This window comes from Pseudomonas sp. UMAB-40, from assembly GCF_900095275.1.
Taxonomy (GTDB): Bacteria; Pseudomonadota; Gammaproteobacteria; order Pseudomonadales; family Pseudomonadaceae; genus Aquipseudomonas; species Aquipseudomonas mandelii_B.
This window is the reverse complement of the sequence record NZ_LT607558.1, coordinates 166,749-186,778: the sequence shown is the minus strand read 5'-3', so window position 1 is coordinate 186,778 and position 20,030 is coordinate 166,749. Positions and strand designations below refer to the sequence as shown.

The 20,030-nt window shown below is 56.7% G+C and carries 16 protein-coding genes; 11 read left to right on the top strand and 5 right to left on the bottom strand.

Translation table 11 applies throughout. From position 1 onward, the window contains the following. Positions 1 to 7 precede the first annotated feature (7 nt). Positions 8 to 1,339: a TRZ/ATZ family hydrolase gene (locus K0F88_RS13455; RefSeq protein ID WP_219095355.1), complete on the bottom strand. Its 1,332-nt coding sequence runs from the start codon at positions 1,337 to 1,339 to the stop codon at positions 8 to 10. A gap of 108 nt (positions 1,340 to 1,447) precedes the next feature. On the opposite strand from K0F88_RS13455, the gene mtnA reads away from it, so the two are divergent. From mtnA to K0F88_RS13400, 11 genes are all read left to right on the top strand, one after another. Continuing rightward, positions 1,448 to 2,524, top strand: a complete 1,077-nt coding sequence (mtnA, locus tag K0F88_RS13450; protein ID WP_219095354.1) for an S-methyl-5-thioribose-1-phosphate isomerase — start codon at positions 1,448 to 1,450, stop codon at positions 2,522 to 2,524. A 415-nt stretch (positions 2,525 to 2,939) separates the two neighbouring features. After that, the gene (gyrA, locus tag K0F88_RS13445) at positions 2,940 to 5,603 is read left to right on the top strand and encodes a DNA gyrase subunit A (protein ID WP_219095353.1); all 2,664 of its coding nucleotides are present in this window, start codon (positions 2,940 to 2,942) and stop codon (positions 5,601 to 5,603) included. Between the two features lie 237 nt (positions 5,604 to 5,840). Next, the gene (serC, locus tag K0F88_RS13440) at positions 5,841 to 6,926 is read left to right on the top strand and encodes a 3-phosphoserine/phosphohydroxythreonine transaminase (RefSeq protein ID WP_219095352.1); all 1,086 of its coding nucleotides are present in this window, start codon (positions 5,841 to 5,843) and stop codon (positions 6,924 to 6,926) included. After that, on the top strand, positions 6,926 to 8,020 hold the full coding sequence (gene pheA, locus K0F88_RS13435; protein WP_162436108.1) for a prephenate dehydratase: 1,095 nt from the start codon (positions 6,926 to 6,928) through the stop codon (positions 8,018 to 8,020). Before serC ends, pheA begins: the two co-directional genes overlap by 1 nt. Positions 8,021 to 8,030: 10 nt before the next feature. Beyond that, entirely contained in the window at positions 8,031 to 9,143 is a 1,113-nt protein-coding gene (gene hisC, locus K0F88_RS13430; protein WP_219095351.1) for a histidinol-phosphate transaminase, read from the top strand. A 28-nt stretch (positions 9,144 to 9,171) separates the two neighbouring features. Further along, on the top strand, positions 9,172 to 11,379 hold the full coding sequence (locus K0F88_RS13425; protein ID WP_257605250.1) for a bifunctional prephenate dehydrogenase/3-phosphoshikimate 1-carboxyvinyltransferase: 2,208 nt from the start codon (positions 9,172 to 9,174) through the stop codon (positions 11,377 to 11,379). Continuing rightward, positions 11,376 to 12,065 carry a (d)CMP kinase gene (gene cmk, locus K0F88_RS13420; protein ID WP_059406801.1) on the top strand — a complete coding sequence of 230 codons (690 nt, stop codon included), beginning with the start codon at positions 11,376 to 11,378 and terminating at the stop codon, positions 12,063 to 12,065. Before K0F88_RS13425 ends, cmk begins: the two co-directional genes overlap by 4 nt. 119 nt (positions 12,066 to 12,184) lie before the next feature. After that, complete coding sequence (gene rpsA, locus K0F88_RS13415) at positions 12,185 to 13,879, top strand: 30S ribosomal protein S1 (RefSeq protein ID WP_123406822.1); 1,695 nt, start codon at positions 12,185 to 12,187, stop codon at positions 13,877 to 13,879. Between the two features lie 215 nt (positions 13,880 to 14,094). Further along, a complete protein-coding gene (locus K0F88_RS13410) occupies positions 14,095 to 14,373 on the top strand; it encodes a hypothetical protein (protein ID WP_094468429.1) in 279 nt (92 codons plus the stop codon). A 142-nt stretch (positions 14,374 to 14,515) separates the two neighbouring features. Next, positions 14,516 to 14,812, top strand: a complete 297-nt coding sequence (gene ihfB, locus K0F88_RS13405) for an integration host factor subunit beta (RefSeq protein ID WP_002554561.1) — start codon at positions 14,516 to 14,518, stop codon at positions 14,810 to 14,812. Positions 14,813 to 14,839: 27 nt separating this feature from the next. Then, positions 14,840 to 15,079, top strand: a complete 240-nt coding sequence (locus K0F88_RS13400) for a LapA family protein (protein ID WP_219095349.1) — start codon at positions 14,840 to 14,842, stop codon at positions 15,077 to 15,079. A 125-nt stretch (positions 15,080 to 15,204) separates the two neighbouring features. Here the strand turns inward: K0F88_RS13400 and K0F88_RS13395 are convergent, their stop codons facing one another. Genes K0F88_RS13395 through K0F88_RS13380 form a run of 4 tightly spaced genes read right to left on the bottom strand, consistent with a single transcriptional unit; the run spans position 15,205 to position 20,009 of the window. Further along, positions 15,205 to 16,215, bottom strand: coding sequence for a glycosyltransferase family 4 protein (locus K0F88_RS13395; protein ID WP_219095348.1), 1,011 nt, complete (start codon positions 16,213 to 16,215; stop codon positions 15,205 to 15,207). After that, complete coding sequence (locus tag K0F88_RS13390; protein WP_219095347.1) at positions 16,212 to 17,171, bottom strand: SDR family oxidoreductase; 960 nt, start codon at positions 17,169 to 17,171, stop codon at positions 16,212 to 16,214. Before K0F88_RS13390 ends, K0F88_RS13395 begins: the two co-directional genes overlap by 4 nt. 2 nt (positions 17,172 to 17,173) lie before the next feature. Next, positions 17,174 to 18,352 carry a glycosyltransferase family 4 protein gene (locus K0F88_RS13385; RefSeq protein ID WP_219095346.1) on the bottom strand — a complete coding sequence of 393 codons (1,179 nt, stop codon included), beginning with the start codon at positions 18,350 to 18,352 and terminating at the stop codon, positions 17,174 to 17,176. Between the two features lie 7 nt (positions 18,353 to 18,359). Next, on the bottom strand, positions 18,360 to 20,009 hold the full coding sequence (locus K0F88_RS13380) for a heparinase II/III family protein (protein WP_219095345.1): 1,650 nt from the start codon (positions 20,007 to 20,009) through the stop codon (positions 18,360 to 18,362). Positions 20,010 to 20,030: the final 21 nt, after the last annotated feature.

Below are 20,030 nucleotides of genomic sequence, written 5' to 3'. Positions count from 1 at the left end.
GGGCTTACTATTCGGTGTGGCCGCTGATGCGTTGACCCCAGGCCTTGGCGGTGGCGCAGAGCTGCTCCTCGTCCAGGCGAGTCAGGCGACGGTCGTCGAGCAATTGTTTGCCGGCGACCCATAGGTGTTTCACGCAATCCCGGCCGGTGGCGTATATAAGCTGCGAAACCGGATCGTAGACTGGTTGCTGCGCCAGGCCCGACAGGTCGAACGCCACGATGTCCGCGGCTTTGCCGACTTCCAGCGAGCCGGTTTCAGCCTCGATCCCCAGCGCACGGGCGCCATTGAGCGTGGCCATGCGCAGCGCACGGTGGGCGTCCAGCGCGGTGGCCGAGCCAGCGACAGCCTTGGCCAGCAGTGCGGCGGTACGGGTTTCGCCGAGCAAGTCGAGGTCATTGTTGCTGGCCGCGCCATCGGTACCGATGGCGACATTGACGCCGGCCTGCCATAGACGCTCGACCGGGCAGAAGCCGCTCGCCAGCTTGAGATTGGACTCCGGGCAATGAATCACATTGGTATTGCTTTCTACCAGCAGCACCAGGTCTTCATCGCTGATCTGGGTCATGTGCACGGCCTGGAAGCGCGGGCCGAGCAAGCCCAGGCGGCCGAGTCGAGCCAAGGGGCGCTCGCCACGCTGCTCGACCGATTGCTGCACTTCGAACGCGGTTTCATGAACGTGCATGTGAATCGAGGCGTCCAGTTCTTCGGCGATCACCCGGATCTTCTCCAGGTTTTCGTCGCCCACGGTGTAGGGCGCATGGGGGCCGAACGTGACTTTGATCCGCTCGTGGTGCTTGAGGTCGCCGAACAATTCAACGCCCTGACGAATGGCCTCGTCCGCCGTGCTGGCGCCTGGAATCGGGAAGTCGAGGATCGGAATGGCGATCTGTGCGCGAATGCCACTGTTATGGACACGTTCGCTGGCAACCTTCGGGAAGAAATACATGTCAGAGAAGCAAGTGATGCCACCTTTGATCTGCTCGGCGATCGCCAGGTCGGTGCCGTCTCGGACGAAGGCTTCATCGACCCATTTGGCTTCGGCGGGCCAAATGTGGTTTTCCAGCCAGGTCATCAGCGGCAGATCGTCGGCCAGGCCCCGGAACAGTGTCATCGCGGCGTGCCCGTGGGCATTGATCAGGCCGGGGCTGAGCAACATGTCCGGCAACTCACGTACTTCGGTTGCGTTAAGCTTCAGCGCAGCCGCCCGTGGGCCGATAAACACGATACGCCCATCGCGAATACCGATGCCGTGCTCTTTGAGGACAACACCAGCGGGTTCGACGGGTACCAGCCAGGTCGGCAGCAATAACAGGTCGAGCGCAGCGGCAGTGTTCGGCATCGAGGGTCGGTTCCAGTGCTTTTGTAAAGGATGGCGAAGTATACCCGAGCGTCTTCGCGGGGGGATCGCTATAATCGGCGGCTTTTGTTCATGAGTGCGGGGTGTGGGATGCGCGATCGACTGTTGGCTGCGGAGAAGGTGAAGGCCATCGATTGGCGTGATGGCGCCCTGTACCTGCTGGATCAGCGTATTTTGCCGTTCGAGGAAACGTGGATCGCCTACACCAGCGCCGCAGGCGTGGCCGAGGCCATTCGTTCGATGGTAGTGCGCGGCGCGCCGGCCATCGGCATCAGTGCGGCTTATGGCATCGTGCTGGCGGCTCGCGCCCGGTTTGTCGAGGGTGGCGACTGGCAGGCGGCGCTGGAAGAGGATTTCGCCCTACTCGCCGATTCCCGTCCGACCGCGGTCAATCTGTTCTGGGCCCTGGGCCGCATGCGCGAGCGGCTTGAGCGCCTGAAGCATCACGCCGATCCGCTGGCCGTGCTTGAAGCGGAAGCCATCGCCATCCATGAAAGTGATCGCGAAGCCAACCTGACCATGGCGCAACTCGGTGTGGACCTGATCCGCAAGCACCAGGGCAACGCGCAAGCGATCCTGACCCACTGCAACACCGGCGCCCTGGCCACCGGCGGTTTCGGCACCGCGTTGGGGGTGATTCGCGGGGCCTTTATCGAAGGCATGGTCGAGCGCGTCTACGCCGACGAAACCCGCCCATGGTTGCAAGGTTCGCGATTGACTGCGTGGGAGTTGGCCAATGAAGGCATTCCCGTGACTGTCAACGCCGACTCCGCCGCCGCGCACATCATGAAAACCAAGGGCGTGACCTGGGTGATCGTCGGCGCAGACCGGATCACCGCCAATGGCGACGTGGCGAACAAGATCGGCACGTATCAACTGGCGGTGAACGCCATGCACCACGGCGTGCGCTTCATGGTGGTGGCGCCGAGTTCGACCATCGACATGAACCTGGCCAGCGGCGACGAGATTCCTATCGAAGAGCGCGATGGCCGCGAGTTGCTGGAAGTCGGCGGCAAGCGGGTCGGGGCGGAGGTTGATGCGTTCAACCCGGTGTTCGACGTGACCCCGGCGGACCTGATCGATGCGATCGTCACCGAAAAAGGCATCGTCGAGCGCCCGGACACCGCGAAAATGGCGCAATTGATGTGTCGTAAGCGGCTGCATTGATGATCTTTGGCGCCTGATCAATTGCTATCGCGGGCAAGCCCGCTCCCACAGGATTTGCGAGCACAACAGAACCTTGTGGGGGCGGGCTTGCCCGCGATTAGGCCCGCAAAGCCAATAAAACTGCCTGAATTGTGCATTCGGCAACCCTCTAAGCCTCTCTCGTCCCCTTTCAGCCTGCCACCAGTCAACTAACTACACTCCATGCGCATCTGGGGGATAGGTGCGTGGCGGCTCTTGTGATAACATCCGGCGTTTTCCGAGGCAGTCCCACGGGGTTGTCTTTACTGCGCAAATCCATGGTTCAACTTGCTGATTTGTCGTAAGTCGGTGCATGGCACTCAGCCTGCAGCGGCGAGCTTCGTTCGTCCCATATGGATGTGACGAAGTTTCACCAGAAAAAGGAATCGAGCTTCTCATGGGCGAACTGGCCAAAGAAATCCTCCCGGTCAATATCGAAGACGAGCTGAAGCAGTCCTACCTCGACTACGCGATGAGCGTAATCGTCGGGCGGGCCCTGCCGGATGCGCGCGATGGCTTGAAGCCCGTGCACCGGCGTGTGCTGTTCGCGATGAGCGAGCTGGGCAACGACTTCAACAAGCCGTACAAGAAATCTGCCCGTGTTGTCGGTGACGTGATCGGTAAGTATCACCCGCACGGTGATACCGCGGTGTACGACACCATCGTTCGGATGGCGCAGCCATTCTCGCTGCGCTACCTGCTGGTAGACGGTCAGGGCAACTTCGGTTCCGTGGACGGCGACAACGCCGCCGCCATGCGATACACCGAAGTGCGCATGACCAAGCTGGCGCACGAGCTGCTGGCTGACCTGCACAAAGAAACCGTGGACTGGGTGCCGAACTACGACGGCACCGAAATGATCCCGGCGGTCATGCCGACCCGTATTCCCAACCTGTTGGTCAACGGCTCCAGCGGTATCGCCGTGGGCATGGCGACCAACATCCCGCCGCACAACCTCGGTGAAGTCATCGACGGTTGCCTGGCCCTCATCGACAACCCCGAGTTGACCATCGATGAGTTGATGCAATACATCCCCGGTCCGGACTTCCCGACCGCCGCGATCATCAACGGTCGCGCCGGCATCATCGAAGCCTACCGCACCGGTCGTGGCCGCATTTACATGCGCGCCCGTTCGATGATCGAAGACATCGACAAGGTCGGTGGTCGTCAGCAGATCGTCATCACCGAACTCCCTTACCAGCTGAACAAGGCCCGTCTGATCGAGAAGATCGCCGAGCTGGTTAAAGAGAAAAAGCTCGAAGGTATCACCGAACTGCGCGACGAGTCCGACAAGGACGGTATGCGCGTCGTGATCGAACTGCGTCGCGGTGAAGTGCCTGAGGTGATCCTCAACAACCTCTACGCCCAGACCCAGCTGCAAGCCGTATTCGGTATCAACATCGTCGCGCTGATCGACGGCCGTCCACGCATCCTGAACCTCAAGGACCTGCTGGAAGCCTTCGTTCGTCACCGTCGCGAAGTCGTCACCCGCCGTACCGTGTTCGAACTGCGTAAAGCTCGTGAACGTGGTCACATTCTGGAAGGTCAAGCGGTTGCCCTGTCGAACATCGACCCGGTCATTGCCCTGATCAAGGCTTCGCCGACCCCATCGGAAGCCAAGGAAGCGCTGATCAAGACTGCGTGGGAATCTTCCGCCGTGGTCGCAATGGTCGAGCGTGCCGGTGCTGACTCTTGCCGTCCAGAGACCCTGGACCCGCAATACGGTCTGCGCGAAGGCAAGTACTTCCTGTCGCCGGAACAGGCACAAGCCATTCTGGAACTGCGTCTGCACCGTCTGACCGGTCTGGAACACGAAAAGCTGCTGGCCGAGTATCAAGAGATCCTCAACCAGATCGGCGAGCTGATCCGTATCCTCAGCAGCGCCACGCGCCTGATGGAAGTGATCCGCGAAGAGCTGGAAGTGATCCGCGCCGAATACGGCGACGTGCGCCGCACCGAGATTCTCGATGCCCGTCTCGACCTGACCCTGGGTGACATGATCCCGGAAGAAGAGCGCGTCGTGACCATCTCCCACGGTGGCTACGCCAAGACCCAGCCATTGGCTGCGTACCAGGCCCAGCGTCGTGGCGGTAAAGGCAAATCGGCTACCGGCGTGAAGGATGAGGACTACATCGCTCACCTGTTGGTCGCCAACAGCCACACCACGCTGCTGCTGTTCTCCAGCAAAGGTAAAGTGTACTGGCTGAAAACCTACGAAATCCCGGAAGCGTCCCGCGCTGCCCGTGGTCGTCCGTTGGTCAACCTGCTGCCGCTGGACAGTGATGAATACATCACCACCATGCTGCCGGTCGATGAGTACACCGAAGGTCACTTCATCTTCATGGCCACTGCCAAAGGCACCGTGAAGAAGACCCCGCTGGAATCCTTCAGCCGTCAACGCAGCGTTGGCCTGATCGCGCTGGAGCTGGACGAAGGTGACGTGCTGATTTCTGCTTCCATTACTGATGGCAGCCGCGAAGTCATGCTGTTCTCCGACGGCGGCAAGGTGACTCGCTTCAAGGAAACCGACGTTCGCGCCATGGGCCGTACCGCTCGCGGTGTCCGCGGCATGCGTCTGCCGGAAGGCCAGAAGCTGATTTCCATGCTGATCCCGGAAGAAGGCAGCCAGATTCTCACCGCTTCGGCCCGTGGTTTCGGCAAGCGCACGGCGATCACCGAGTTCCCTGAGTACAAACGTGGCGGCCAGGGCGTTATCGCCATGGTCAGCAACGACCGTAACGGCCGTCTGGTTGGCGCGGTCCAGGTGCTCGACGGCGAGGAAATCATGCTGATTTCCGACCAAGGCACCCTGGTGCGTACCCGTGTCGACGAAGTTTCCAGTCTGGGTCGTAACACCCAGGGCGTTACCCTGATCAAACTCGCCAGCGATGAAACGCTGGTCGGTCTGGAGCGGGTGCAGGAGCCGTCGGAAGTCGAAGGCGAAGAGCTCGAAGGCGAAGAGGGTGAAGAAGGGGTAGTGTTCGACGGTGAAGTCGTGATTGACGACGTTGTCGAAGACCAGCAACTCGACGCCGCAGCCGACGAAGAGCCACAGGAGTAAGTGGACAAACAGGGGGCGGATGAAAATTCGCCCCCTTGTTGTTTGTCCCGTATGAAAATTTGCAACACTGCACATCCCTGTAGGAGCGAGCTTGCTCGCGATGGCGTCAGATCAGACAGTATTGAGATTGCTGATCCACCGCAATCGTCGGAACGCCGCCCGGAGCAAGCTCGCTCCCACATCGACCGATGTGTTGAATCAAGATTATGTGGTCACCAAATCAGAGCGAGATTGGATGTGAGCAAGAGAGCCTATAACTTCTGTGCCGGTCCTGCGGCACTTCCCGAAGCTGTCCTGCAGCGCGCCCAGGGTGAACTCCTTGATTGGCACGGCAAGGGCCTGTCGGTCATGGAAATGAGCCATCGCAGTGATGAGTTCGTGTCCATCGCCACCAAGGCCGAGCAGGATCTGCGTGATCTGCTGAATATCCCCTCGAACTATAAAGTGCTGTTTCTGCAAGGTGGCGCCAGCCAGCAATTTGCTCAGATTCCTCTGAACCTGTTGCCGGAAAGCGGCACCGCCGACTATATAGACACCGGTATCTGGTCGCAGAAGGCCATCGAAGAAGCTTCGCGCTACGGAAACGTCAACGTTGCCGCTACCGCCAAGCCTTACGACTATTTCGCAATTCCCGGTCAGAACGAATGGAACCTGTCGAAAGATGCGGCCTACGTTCACTACGCGCCGAACGAAACCATTGGTGGTCTGGAATTCAATTGGGTCCCGGAAACCGGTGACGTTCCGCTGGTTGCCGACATGTCCTCGGACATCCTGTCCCGCCCGATTGATGTTTCGCGCTTTGGCATGATCTACGCCGGCGCACAGAAAAACATCGGCCCGAGCGGCATCGTGGTGAATATCGTCCGCGAAGACCTGCTGGGGCATGCCCGTTCCCTGTGCCCGACCATGCTCAACTACAAGGTCGCGGCCGACAACGGCTCGATGTACAACACCCCGCCAACCCTGGCCTGGTACCTCTCGGGTCTGGTATTCGAGTGGCTGAAAGAGCAGGGTGGTGTTGAAGCCATCGGTAAGCTCAACGACGTGAAGCAGCGCACGCTGTACGACTTCATTGACGCCAGCGGCTTGTACAGCAACCCGATCAACAAGTCGGATCGCTCGTGGATGAACGTGCCGTTCCGTCTGGCTGACGATCGTCTCGACAAGCCATTCCTGGCTGGTGCCGACGAGCGTGGCCTGTTGAACCTCAAGGGTCACCGTTCCGTGGGCGGCATGCGTGCCTCCATCTATAACGCCGTCGACATCGTTGCGGTCAACGCACTGGTTTCGTACATGGCAGAGTTCGAGAAGGAACACGGCTAATGTCTGAGCAAGAACTCAAGGCACTGCGCGTTCGCATTGATGCCCTGGACACCAAAGTCCTGGAGCTGATCAGTGAGCGTGCACGCTGCGCCCAGGAAGTTGCGCGAGTAAAGATGGCCTCGCTGGCCGAAGGCGAAGTGCCGGTGTTCTATCGTCCTGAGCGTGAAGCTCAGGTGCTCAAGCGCGTGATGGAGCGCAACCAGGGGCCGCTGGGCAACGAAGAGATGGCGCGTTTGTTCCGCGAAATCATGTCCTCGTGCCTGGCCCTCGAACAGCCACTGAAAGTGGCTTACCTCGGCCCTGAAGGCACCTTCACCCAAGCCGCCGCCATGAAACATTTCGGCCATGCGGTGATCAGCAAGCCGATGGCGGCGATCGACGAAGTGTTCCGTGAAGTGGCGGCCGGTGCGGTGAATTTTGGCGTGGTCCCGGTGGAGAACTCCACCGAAGGCGCGGTCAACCACACCCTTGACAGCTTTCTCGAACACGACATGGTCATCTGTGGCGAAGTCGAGCTGCGGATCCACCATCACCTGTTGGTGGGTGAAAACACCAAGACCGACAGCATCAGTCGTATCTACTCCCACGCCCAGTCCCTGGCCCAGTGCCGCAAGTGGCTGGACGCGCACTACCCGAATGTCGAGCGCGTGGCGGTGTCGAGTAATGCCGAAGCAGCCAAGCGGGTCAAGGGTGAGTGGAACTCGGCGGCGATTGCCGGCGACATGGCCGCCAGCTTGTACGGGCTGACCCGTCTGGCCGAGAAAATCGAGGATCGCCCGGACAACTCCACGCGCTTCCTGATGATCGGCAGCCAGGAAGTACCGCCGACCGGCGACGACAAGACCTCGATCATCGTCTCCATGAGCAACAAGCCCGGTGCGCTTCATGAGTTGCTGGTGCCGTTCCACGACAACGGCATCGACCTGACGCGAATCGAGACCCGTCCGTCGCGCAGCGGTAAATGGACCTATGTGTTCTTCATCGACTTCGTCGGCCACCACCGTGATCCGTTGATCAAAGGCGTATTGGAAAAGATCAGTCAGGAAGCAGTAGCACTCAAAGTGCTGGGTTCCTACCCGAAAGCCGTTCTCTAAGGGGTAGCAAATGAGTGGCAACTTCCTCGCTCTGGCACAGCCGGGCGTGCAACAACTTTCGCCTTACGTTCCGGGCAAACCCGTGGACGAACTGGCACGTGAGCTGAATATCGATCCGGCCAGAATCATCAAGCTGGCCAGCAATGAAAACCCGTTGGGCGCCAGCCCAAAGGCGCTGGCGGCCATTCGCGATGAACTGGCCGAGCTGACCCGCTATCCGGACGGCAACGGTTTTGCGCTCAAGACCCTGCTGGCCGAGCAGTGCCGCGTCGAGCTGAATCAGGTGACACTGGGCAACGGTTCCAACGACATTCTGGAGCTGGTGGCGCGTGCTTACCTGGCGCCTGGCTTGAACGCGGTGTTCAGTGAGCATGCGTTTGCGGTCTATCCGATCGCCACGCAAGCCGTCGGCGCGACGGCCAAGGTGATCCCGGCCAAAGAGTGGGGCCATGACTTGCCGGCCATGCTGGCCGCGATTGATGCCGATACTCGTGTGGTGTTCATCGCCAACCCGAACAACCCGACCGGAACCTGGTTCGGTGCCGAGGCGCTGGACGAGTTTTTGCAGGATGTGCCTGAGCACGTTCTGGTGGTGCTGGACGAGGCCTACATCGAATACGCCGAAGGCAGCGACTTGCCGGATGGTCTGGATTTCCTGGCGGCGTACCCGAACCTGCTGGTTTCGCGCACGTTCTCCAAGGCTTATGGCCTGGCGGCACTGCGGGTCGGTTATGGCTTGTCCACCCCGGTGGTTGCCGATGTGCTGAACCGCGTGCGTCAGCCGTTCAACGTTAACAGCCTGGCCCTGGCCGCTGCGTGCGCTGCACTGCAAGACACCGACTACCTGGCCGAAAGCCGTCGCCTGAACGAAGCCGGCATGCAGCAACTGGAAGCGGGTTTCCGTGAACTGGGGCTGAGCTGGATTCCTTCCAAGGGCAACTTCATCTGCGTCGATATGGGGCAGGTGGCGGCGCCAATCTTCCAGGGGTTGCTGCGCGAAGGCGTGATCGTGCGTCCGGTGGCCAACTACGGCATGCCGAACCACCTGCGCATCACCATCGGTTTGCCCACTGAAAACAGCCGCTTCCTTGAGGCGCTGACCAAGGTTCTGGCTCGTGGTTGATGTCACTGCACTGCAATCTGCTGTCCCTATGATCGGTCGCCTGGTGGTGGTCGGCCTGGGGTTGATCGGCGGTTCGTTTGCCAAGGGTTTGCGCGAAAGTGGCCTGTGCCGCGAAGTGGTCGGGGTCGATCTCGATCCGCAGTCGCGCAAGCTCGCGGTTGAATTGGGCGTGGTGGATCGCTGCGAAGAAGACCTGGCGATTGCTTGCCAGGGCGCGGATGTGATCCAGCTCGCCGTGCCGATCCTCGCCATGGAAAAAATGCTTGGCCGATTGGCCGGCATGGACCTGGGGCAGGCGATTCTGACCGACGTTGGCAGCGCCAAAGGCAATGTCGTGCGTGCCGCGACCGAAGCGTTTGGCGGCATGCCGTCGCGTTTTGTGCCGGGCCATCCGATTGCCGGTTCCGAGCAGAGTGGGGTGGAAGCCTCCAATGCTGAGCTGTTCCGTCGCCATAAAGTGATTTTGACGCCGCTGGATCAGACCGATCCGGCCGCGCTGGCAGTGGTCGACCGTTTGTGGCGCGAATTGGGCGCCGATGTCGAGCACATGCAGGTCGAACGTCATGACGAGGTGTTGGCGGCAACCAGCCATCTACCGCACTTGTTGGCGTTCGGCCTGGTCGATTCGTTGGCCAAGCGCAATGAAAACCTTGAGATCTTCCGTTACGCTGCGGGCGGTTTCCGCGATTTCACAAGAATCGCGGGTAGCGACCCGGTCATGTGGCACGACATCTTCCTCGCCAACCGCGAAGCTGTCCTGCGTACACTTGATACATTTCGCAGCGACCTCGACGCCTTGCGCGACGCGGTCGATGCAGGGGATGGGCACCAATTGTTGGGCGTATTCACTCGCGCCCGGGTTGCCCGCGAACATTTCAGTAAAATCCTGGCCCGCCGGGCTTATGTGGACGCTATGAATTCCAACGACCTGATTTTCCTGGCACAACCTGGTGGCCGCCTGACTGGGCGGATTCGAGTACCAGGCGATAAATCGATTTCTCACCGTTCGATCATGCTTGGCTCCCTCGCTGAAGGTGTCACCGAAGTCGAAGGCTTCCTCGAGGGCGAAGACGCCCTGGCGACCCTGCAAGCCTTCCGCGACATGGGCGTGGTGATCGAAGGTCCGCACCACGGCCGCGTGACCATTCACGGCGTCGGCCTGCATGGCCTTAAACCTGCGCCGGGCCCGATCTACCTGGGCAACTCCGGCACTTCGATGCGTCTGCTGTCGGGCCTGCTGGCTGCGCAGGACTTCGATAGCACCCTGACCGGTGACGCCTCGCTGTCCAAGCGCCCGATGAATCGTGTGGCCAATCCGTTGCGTGAAATGGGCGCCGTGATCGAGACCGCCGCTGAAGGTCGCCCACCGATGACTATTCGTGGCGGCAACAAGCTCAAGGGCCTGACTTACACCATGCCGATGGCCAGTGCCCAGGTTAAGTCCTGCCTGCTGTTGGCCGGCCTGTATGCCGAAGGCAAAACCACCGTTACCGAGCCGGCACCGACTCGCGATCACACCGAGCGCATGCTGCGCGGCTTCGGCTATCCGGTCACTGTCAGCGGTGCTACCGCTTCGGTCGAATCCGGCCACAAGCTGACCGCTACCCATATTGAAGTGCCGGGCGATATCTCCTCGTCCGCGTTTTTCCTGGTGGCCGCGTCGATCGCCGAAGGTTCTGAGCTGGTGCTCGAGCACGTTGGTATCAACCCGACCCGTACCGGTGTGATCGACATCCTGCGTCTGATGGGCGCTGACATCACCCTGGAAAACCAGCGTGAAGTCGGCGGCGAGCCTGTGGCTGACCTGCGCGTAAGGGCAGCTAAACTCAAAGGTATCGAGATTCCCGAAGCGCTGGTTCCGCTGGCCATCGACGAATTTCCGGTACTGTTTGTGGCGGCGGCCTGCGCCGAAGGGCGCACCGTATTGCGCGGCGCCGAAGAGCTGCGAGTCAAGGAATCGGACCGTATCCAGGTCATGGCGGATGGCTTGCTGGCGCTGGGCGTCAAATGCGAACCGACCCCGGACGGCATCATCATCGACGGCGGCCTGATCGGCGGCGGCGAAGTGCACGGTCACGGCGATCACCGGATTGCCATGGCCTTCAGCGTGGCTTCGCTACGCGCCACCGCACCGATCCGCATCCATGATTGTGCCAACGTCGCAACCTCGTTCCCGAACTTCCTCGCGCTGTGTGCGCAGGTCGGCATCCGTGTTGCACAAGAGGCTCAGTCGTGATTATCAAGCCACCGGTCATCACCATCGACGGGCCTAGCGGTTCGGGCAAGGGCACTATTGCCGGGATTCTGGCCAAGCGCTTGGGCTGGTGCTTGCTGGATTCCGGTGCGCTGTACCGCCTGCTGGCGTTCGCGGCGCGCAATCATGGCGTCGATCTGACCAATGAAGAGTCGCTGAAGCTGCTGGCCGCTCATCTGGATGTGCAGTTCGTCGGTGCGACCGAAGGTCATCCGCAGCGGATCATCCTTGAAGGTGACGATGTCACTGATGATTTGCGTAACGAACAGGTAGGCGCCTGGGCTTCCCAGGTGGCGGCCTTGCCGGCCGTCCGCGACGCTCTGCTTCAACGCCAGCGGGCGTTTCAGGAGCCTCCGGGGTTGGTTGCCGATGGGCGCGACATGGGCACGGTGGTTTTCCCGGACGCGCCGCTGAAGATATTCCTCACTGCCAGTGCCGAGGAGCGAGCTCGCCGTCGATACTTGCAGTTGAAGGGCAAAGTCGATGGTGTTAGTCTGTCGAGTCTGCTAGATGAGATACGTGCACGCGATGAGCGTGACACCCAGCGAGCGGTAGCCCCGCTCAAACCGGCGGCTGACGCCATACAGCTGGATTCCACGGAATTATCCATCGATCAGGTGCTGGAACGCATCATGAGCGAGATCGCCATTCGCGATATTGCCGGGTGACCAAGAAGGCCGCAGGGGACCAGTCATAGTCCTGTGGCGCTTCTTCTAAATGAAACTAACCCACACCGTCTGGGGTGTGGAGATGGGCGTATCCTTCGCCCTCATTCACAGGAATTAAAATGAGCGAAAGCTTTGCGGAACTCTTTGAAGAAAGCCTAAAAACCCTGAACCTTCAGGCAGGCTCCATCATCACCGGTGTTATCGTTGATATCGATTACCAAGCTCGCTGGGTAACCGTTCACGCTGGCCTGAAGTCTGAAGCACTCATCCCGCTTGAGCAGTTCTACAACGATGCTGGCGAACTGACTATCAACGTCGGTGACGAAGTTCATGTTGCTCTGGACTCGGTTGAAGACGGTTTTGGTGAAACCAAGCTGTCCCGTGAAAAAGCCAAGCGCGCTGAATGCTGGATTGTTCTGGAAGCAGCCTTCGCAGCCGAAGAAGTGGTCAAGGGCGTTATCAACGGTAAGGTTAAAGGCGGCTTCACTGTCGACGTTAACGGCATCCGTGCGTTCCTGCCAGGTTCTCTGGTTGACGTCCGTCCTGTGCGCGACACCACGCACCTGGAAGGCAAAGAGCTGGAATTCAAGGTCATCAAGCTTGACCAGAAACGCAACAACGTTGTCGTTTCCCGTCGTAGCGTCCTCGAAGCCGAGAACTCCGCCGAGCGTGAAGCTCTGCTGGAATCCCTGCAGGAAGGCCAACAAGTCAAAGGTATCGTCAAGAACCTCACCGATTACGGCGCATTCGTCGATCTGGGTGGCGTCGATGGCCTGCTGCACATTACCGACATGGCTTGGAAACGTATCAAGCATCCTTCCGAAATCGTCAACGTTGGCGACGAGATCGATGTCAAGGTTCTGAAGTACGATCGCGAGCGCAATCGTGTTTCCCTGGGCCTCAAGCAACTGGGCGAAGATCCATGGGTTGCTATCAAAGCCCGTTACCCAGAAAGCACTCGTGTTACCGCTCGTGTAACCAACCTGACCGACTACGGCTGCTTCGCTGAGCTGGAAGAAGGCGTTGAAGGCCTGGTACACGTTTCCGAAATGGACTGGACCAACAAGAACATCCACCCTTCGAAAGTCGTACAAGTCGGCGACGAAGTGGAAGTTATGGTTCTGGACATCGACGAAGAGCGTCGTCGTATCTCCCTCGGCATCAAGCAGTGCAAATCTAACCCATGGGAAGATTTCTCTGGCCAGTTCAACAAGGGCGATAAAATCTCCGGCACCATCAAGTCGATCACCGATTTCGGTATCTTCATTGGTCTGGACGGCGGCATCGACGGTCTGGTTCACCTGTCCGACATCTCCTGGAACGAAGTGGGCGAAGAAGCCGTTCGCCGCTTCAAGAAGGGCGACGAGCTGGACACCGTTATCCTGTCGGTTGACCCAGAGCGCGAGCGCATCTCCCTGGGTATCAAGCAACTGGAAAGCGATCCGTTCTCCGAGTACGTTCAAGAGAACGACAAAGGCGCAATCGTTAAAGGCATCGTGAAAGAAGTTGACGCTAAAGGCGCCATCATCACTCTGGCCGACGATATCGAAGCGACTCTGAAAGCCTCCGAAATCAGCCGTGACCGCGTTGAAGACGCGCGCAACGTGCTGAAAGAAGGCCAGGAAGTAGAAGCCAAGATCATCAGCGTTGACCGCAAGAGCCGTGTAATCCAGCTCTCCATCAAGTCGAAAGACGATGCTGAAGAGAAAGAAGCAATCCAAAGCCTGCGCGACAAGCCAGCGACTTCGGAACCTGCTGCTGGTCCTACCACTCTGGGCGACCTGTTGCGTGCACAAATGGAAAAGCAGAACTAAGTTCTGTCAGACCATAGAAAAAGGGCGACTTCGGTCGCCCTTTTTTGTGCCTGGGATTTGGTGAGCGTGGTGATGATTCATGTTGGTCCGGCAGTCCTTGCAACCAATGGTTCTTCTACGTTGTCTCTTTCTTTAATCGGATCAATCGCTTATTTGCAGCTAGTCTTACCTCAAGCGAACGAATGTCGGGCAGGGTGCCTGCCATAAGGAAGTGAATGAACAAGCTCATTGTCGCAATTGCGGTATTGACACTGGCGGGTTGTGGTACGAACGCCAAGACCCATGCTGTGCGCGGAGTCAGTGGCGTAGAGATAGATTGCTCGGGATTGGGTTCTGGGTGGGAGAAGTGTCGTAAGCGCGCGGACAAAGAGTGTAAGGCGGCAGGTTACAAGGTTATAGCAAGGTCCGACGATGCAAAGGATGAGGATGAATTCCCTTTCGGCTTTAATCCTGCGGGGTATCTGACGCGCACCATGCTGGTGATTTGTCGCTGAGGCAGATCGCGTCGTAGTTCGTGGCAATTGGGCGGTCATTGCTGGTAGAGATATGTGAAAACTCGGGCTGTTCAAATTCCTCCGGGCATGCTAAAACCTTTTGAAGCGCTTTTCCTAGATGCTTGAAAAAGAAGGGAAAAATATGACGAAGTCGGAGTTGATCGAACGAATTGTCACCCATCAAGGGCTGCTCTCATCCAAGGATGTGGAGTTGGCCATCAAGACCATGCTTGAGCAGATGTCACAGTGTCTGGCCACCGGTGATCGCATCGAGATCCGTGGTTTTGGCAGCTTCTCTCTGCACTATCGTGCGCCCCGCGTTGGTCGCAATCCGAAGACAGGTCAGTCGGTTAGCCTTGATGGCAAGTTTGTGCCGCATTTCAAGCCGGGGAAGGAGCTTAGGGATCGGGTGAATGAGGATGAGGAAGAGGGGTTTTGATAGTCACAGCGGACGAAGGAGCTACCTATGAGTAATCTCAAACGTTTACTCTTCGGAATTTTTTCCCTTTTACTGGTCTTGGCCGTTCTGGTGTTTGTGCTTGAGAATCAACAATCTGTTTCTCTGCTCTTTTTGGGATGGAGCGGGCCGCAGTTGCCGGTATCAGTTGTGACTGTAGGTGCATTACTGATAGGTATGGTAATGGGTCCGTTGATAAGCGTGTTTGTCAGTCGTGCTGCTCGAGTGCGTCGCAAACCTGTGATTTGATCAACTCGGGTTGTTGGGCACTTTATCGAAAGAGTGCGATGTAGCAGTATACAAACTGATTGATGTGCCTGTGAGGGGGGCACAAGAGCCCCCTCTCCAAAGCACTAGGATCTGTGAAGGAGACCCTACTCCTTTGCTCCAGCGTTAAACTTCACCGCCAGTATTGCCAATGGAATGTAGGCGATGAGCACCCCCAAGAATCCATCTACTCGTCCGGCACCGACCAGAAGGGCAATCGGTAACAACCAGCAGAGATTGATCGCACCTACTGTCAAGGTCACCGGTAAGTGTTTCTTGAACTGGCGAGAGGCAAATTGATAGGCATGACTGCGGTGAGCTTCATAGACTTTGTCTCCCCTCAAGAGTCGACGGAGCAATGTCCAGGTAGCATCAACAATAAAGACGCCGAGTAAGATCAGCCAACTCCAAAGTAACTGCGGGGCAACCCAAGCAGCCTGTAATGACAGTACTCCCAAAGTGATTCCGAGGAAGCCGCTTCCTGCGTCGCCCATGAAAATTCGTGCAGTGGGTAGATTCCAGTACAAAAAGCCAGCTACGGCAAAAGCCAGCAATAGCGGCAGCATTGCCAAAACTTCATTGCCCGCGAGCCAGTACAACAGCGTTGCACCGAGGCAAACACAAATTGCTTCAACGCTGGCGATGCCGTCAATACCATCCATAAAGTTATAGAGATTGAGCAGCCAGACTAAATAGACTGCAGCCAGTGCGTGGCCAATCCAGCCCAAGTCAAACGAAAAGCCAAAAAACGTCAATGGTGGCAAACCACCCACCCAAAAGAGCGCCCAGATAGCCGCAATAAAATGGCCGAGCAAGCGCCAGCGGGCAACGATGTGGCCATGGTCGTCGAGAAAGCCAAGCACCGCTATGCCTGCTCCGGCACCAAGTAGCGCCAAAGTTAGTGGCCAGGCTACAAATCCCATGCTTGCCGCCAGTATCAGCGACAACAGAAAGCTAACTACGATTGCGACCCCGCCACCTCTTGGTGTCGGCACAACATGTGAGCTTCGAGCGTTGGGTATGTCGATAATGCTCCTTGCCAATGCATACTGGCGTAAAGCCCCGGTCAAAAAAAGTGCGACGACGGCAACAGCCGGTAGTAACCACCACATATTCATTTTGTTTGCAAATCCAGAAAGTGTTTAGCCGTTTTGTTCAGCGCCTCATCGACGGTGACTGGCGGTGTCCAACCTAATAGTTCACGCGTTTTACTAATGTCGACTTGAAGTGAGCCGCACAACCGTTGGGCGAGCGCCTGTTTACCCAACATCGTTGCGCCAGTTTCAAGCATCCAGCTTGGTACCGATAGTAAGCGTGCAGGCTTGCCAAGAGCGGCTCCCATTCGACGTAGCAGCATGGTAGTCGATAGGTCTTCTCCATCGCTAACCAGAAAGGTTTGATTTGCCGCGGCTGAGTGAGCAATACAGGTCGCGATCAGATCAACAAGATTATCCAGTGCTACAAGGCTACGCCGGTTGTGTATGGCGCCAAACGGCAAAGGTACTCCTTTGTGCAACCAGCGCATCATGCTGAGGACGTTGGCTTGCACGCCCGGCCCATACACGAGCACTGGACGAACAATGACCACTTCCATGCCGGTTTCTGCCGCCAGTGCTCGTAAGCCCTGTTCCGCCTCCATTTTGGAGACTCCGTAGGGGTCCGAGGGGGCGGCTTGCATGTCTGCACTATACGGTGCGCCCAGAGTCGTACCTTCGCCATTAACTTTGACAGAGCTGATAAAAATAAAACGCTTTACACCGGCATCAACAGCTTGTCGGGCAAGCTTTAGTGTTCCTTCAACATTAACCTTGCGGTATTCAGCGAGAGGGTCAGATGAGTCATCACTCATGACATGCACGCGAGCAGCCAGGTGAATGACCGCTTCTTGCCCGATTAATAGTGGTTGCCAATCTTGTTCGGCGGACAAGCCATCTATCAGGCCTTGTTTCACCCGCGAGTCAAGATCAACTGTCAGCTTGCGAACAGCAGCGGTGACTTCGTGTCCTTGATTCAGTAGTAGGGGGACGAGTCCTCGACCGACGAAACCACTGGCTCCTGCCAAAAGAATACGCATGATCAATGGGCCTCTATTACGGCAATAATGTCTTTGGACATATCACGCATGATGTTGACGCGAGCGAAGTGCTCGATAAACCCGGCGCGCTGGCCGATTGAAATATTCAAGCTTTCGAATGATTTAACCGCGGCCGTTACATCGCAAGGCGGAAAGACGACAGCGTTTTCGATATGTTCTAAGACAAAACTTGCAGAGTAGCCGGCAATGCCAGCCCAAATAGGTTTGCCCATTGCAGCATATTCAAATAATTTCGAGGGCAGAACCTTTCGGAACGCGTCGTAGTCATTTAGATGCAAAAATAATACATCGGCAGATTGGTAAACCTGAATTAGTGCGTCGCGTTTTACCGGGCTCAGAAGCTCAACATTAGTACAGCCTGCTGATGCAATTGCTTCTTTCAAGATCGGAAGTCTGCCCCCGTCACCAATTACTTGAAATTTCAATTTGCCTGTAAATTGTTTGGCCAACTGAGGAATAATATTGTGCAGGCCTTGGCCTTCGCCAATGTTCCCCGCATAGACCACGTTCAGAATCTCATCCTGAACGCTATTATCCTGCTCTGTTTGGACGTCAAGAAACTCGTCGTCGATGCCGTTAGTGAACAGCGAATATGCCTGGTCCGGGTACCTTTCTTTAAAGTAAGGAAGAAACCCGGCAGACACAAGATTGACCTTCTTGGCTGATGTGATCGTGATTCGTTCAAGTAGCGAGAGCATCGGCTTGATTAGCCAGATGATTTTTTTAGGTAGGACGTCCTTGATGGTGTCGACAAAAATATCGCGGATATCCAGATAAAGTGGTGTCTTTTGACTGCGCGCTATGAATGCACCGAGCGCCGCAGTCATCAAGCGCGACGACGTGGCATAGACGAGATCATAGCGTTGATTTCGAGCAATACTACGGACGTGCTTCGCATAAACCATAAAAGCTTTTGCTTGATCAACCATGCCGCTTTTATGGGCCGGTAAGGCGATGCGGCGTATGGTGAGGCGTGGATGCTCTTCTAGCTCAGGAGCTTCGCTGCTGAACGAGCTATAGCGGTTCGGCAAGGTCGTAATGAGCTCAATATGAGCATCTGCCGGCAATCTTTCCAGAAGGGCCTTCACCAGCGCAGTGGTGCGAAACGATCCTGCAGAAAGATCTGGTTGATAGTAAAAGCTCAGGATTAAAAGTTTCAAATAAACCTCACCACGTTACGCTGGTAATAAGTGTGCTGGACGATAGCTCAGCGACAATACACTGGTTCGGAACAGACTTACCGAATTCTGGGTGCCATGTAGAGTCAATTACATTGACACTTGCAGCACCCTGGATACATACCGATATCAATTCTCCTGTTGGGAGGGTGATTGCCAGGTCCTCACCATTTTGAAGAATTTTTGCCTCGGGGTGCAGGAAAAATCTGGCGATTGCTTGGCTGAAAGTTCCGGTAATCGAATCAGTTATCAGTAGCTGGTTCGTAGTAGCAACCCACTCACGACTGTGCAGGTTTTTCCCCTTCAGTCGTTTGTATCCAGCGTGTGTACAACGGATGCGCACCCGATTTTCTGTTTGATCGAAACAATCCAGCACCACTTGGGCGCGCCGAGCGACTCTGAAACCGGCCCAAACCTCGGAAGAGTTTTCGCTATCCACTTCGATCGTGTTATGGGACGCTGTACTGCGTTGACGATGACGCTCACTGTCTTCGCCATATTGTGACGTTCCCGAGTTGACGAAAATACGCTGGCCGAAAAGACTGAGCTCGAAGCTCAAGGTGTCGGCGTGTGCATGTCCAGGCTGATAAGCGGGCCCTATCTGAGCAAAGTTAAGAAGTGCTTTGCTACCCTTGCTGAAGTCGATCGCCGCAAAACCGCTTTCGGCATGACAAATTGCTGAAATGTTGGACGCCTTGCGTTCTTCATTTTTAGGTTGGCAATTCAGCAAGTTCGCATACTGTTCGATGTCGTGTAGAGAGGGAGCAATGCCGAACGCAGAGTCGTTGAAAAACGGGATTTCGCCATCCGGGTGTTGAATGCTCCTTAGCCAGACAATGCCTCGTTCGATGACAAGCTTCCATTCATTCAGCCGGCTTTTCAGAGTAGGGAGTTGAGTATGAAGTGCCAGGTTCACCAGGTCGCACATGTCCCATAGAAGCGACGCGTGATACATCGGGGATAGTTCAAAGTGCGCACCGTCAGTCAGGAATTGTTCCTTCACCTCGCAATCCATTATTTTCAGTCCGAGTGCCAGCCAGCGTTCCGCGTCAGCACCTTCCAGAAAACTACCTGCAATAACCAGAGCCTTGCCGTTTACAAATAGATGATTGGCGAGAATGTGATACTCAACCTGTTCGGACAAGGCGTGAGTTTGCAAGGCCAGGCTATTTAGCCAGTCATCTTCTAACGCTGGCTGTGAATTAAACCATTTGACCAGGTTCACGATCCGTAATGACAGTGTGTAAGGTTCCCAGCCACAACCGGCATAGGGAGAATTACCCTTGATCCAGCTATTCACCAGATGCTCATCAAATGAATGGATTACACCCCGATTAGAAGATGTTAGATGATCGAGATAGTGCAAATTGTAGAGCCATATTTTTGGTAGAGTCGTATTGTTCCAATCAATAGACGCTTTACTGCCCATGAAGTCAAACTGCCCATCCGCTGTAAAGCGTGACGGACTCCAGCAGGGTGGTGGATTCATATTAAAGGCTGCCCGGCGTGTGAAGCCAAGTGCCTTGAATGGTTTTATTGTTGCGAAACGATAGTAGATCCGATAAAGAATCTGCTTTGCACGCAGCATTTTAGTTGTGTAATACAGCTTCAAAATCCGGTTTTTCAGTGTATTGCCCATAACTGTCACTTAATAATGTTG

What these genes read in the sequence shown, in the direction of transcription:
- pheA (WP_162436108.1), top strand. Translation starts at nt 6,926, where the DNA reads ATGTCTGAGCAAGAACTCAAGGCACTGCGCGTTCGCATTGATGCCCTG.
- gyrA (WP_219095353.1), top strand. Translation starts at nt 2,940, where the DNA reads ATGGGCGAACTGGCCAAAGAAATCCTCCCGGTCAATATCGAAGACGAG.
- K0F88_RS13395 (WP_219095348.1), bottom strand. Translation starts at nt 16,215, where the DNA reads ATGAATATGTGGTGGTTACTACCGGCTGTTGCCGTCGTCGCACTTTTT.
- hisC (WP_219095351.1), top strand. Translation starts at nt 8,031, where the DNA reads ATGAGTGGCAACTTCCTCGCTCTGGCACAGCCGGGCGTGCAACAACTT.
- K0F88_RS13425 (WP_257605250.1), top strand. Translation starts at nt 9,172, where the DNA reads ATGATCGGTCGCCTGGTGGTGGTCGGCCTGGGGTTGATCGGCGGTTCG.
- K0F88_RS13390 (WP_219095347.1), bottom strand. Translation starts at nt 17,171, where the DNA reads ATGCGTATTCTTTTGGCAGGAGCCAGTGGTTTCGTCGGTCGAGGACTC.
- rpsA (WP_123406822.1), top strand. Translation starts at nt 12,185, where the DNA reads ATGAGCGAAAGCTTTGCGGAACTCTTTGAAGAAAGCCTAAAAACCCTG.
- K0F88_RS13410 (WP_094468429.1), top strand. Translation starts at nt 14,095, where the DNA reads ATGAACAAGCTCATTGTCGCAATTGCGGTATTGACACTGGCGGGTTGT.
- ihfB (WP_002554561.1), top strand. Translation starts at nt 14,516, where the DNA reads ATGACGAAGTCGGAGTTGATCGAACGAATTGTCACCCATCAAGGGCTG.
- K0F88_RS13455 (WP_219095355.1), bottom strand. Translation starts at nt 1,339, where the DNA reads ATGCCGAACACTGCCGCTGCGCTCGACCTGTTATTGCTGCCGACCTGG.
- K0F88_RS13400 (WP_219095349.1), top strand. Translation starts at nt 14,840, where the DNA reads ATGAGTAATCTCAAACGTTTACTCTTCGGAATTTTTTCCCTTTTACTG.
- mtnA (WP_219095354.1), top strand. Translation starts at nt 1,448, where the DNA reads ATGCGCGATCGACTGTTGGCTGCGGAGAAGGTGAAGGCCATCGATTGG.
- K0F88_RS13380 (WP_219095345.1), bottom strand. Translation starts at nt 20,009, where the DNA reads ATGGGCAATACACTGAAAAACCGGATTTTGAAGCTGTATTACACAACT.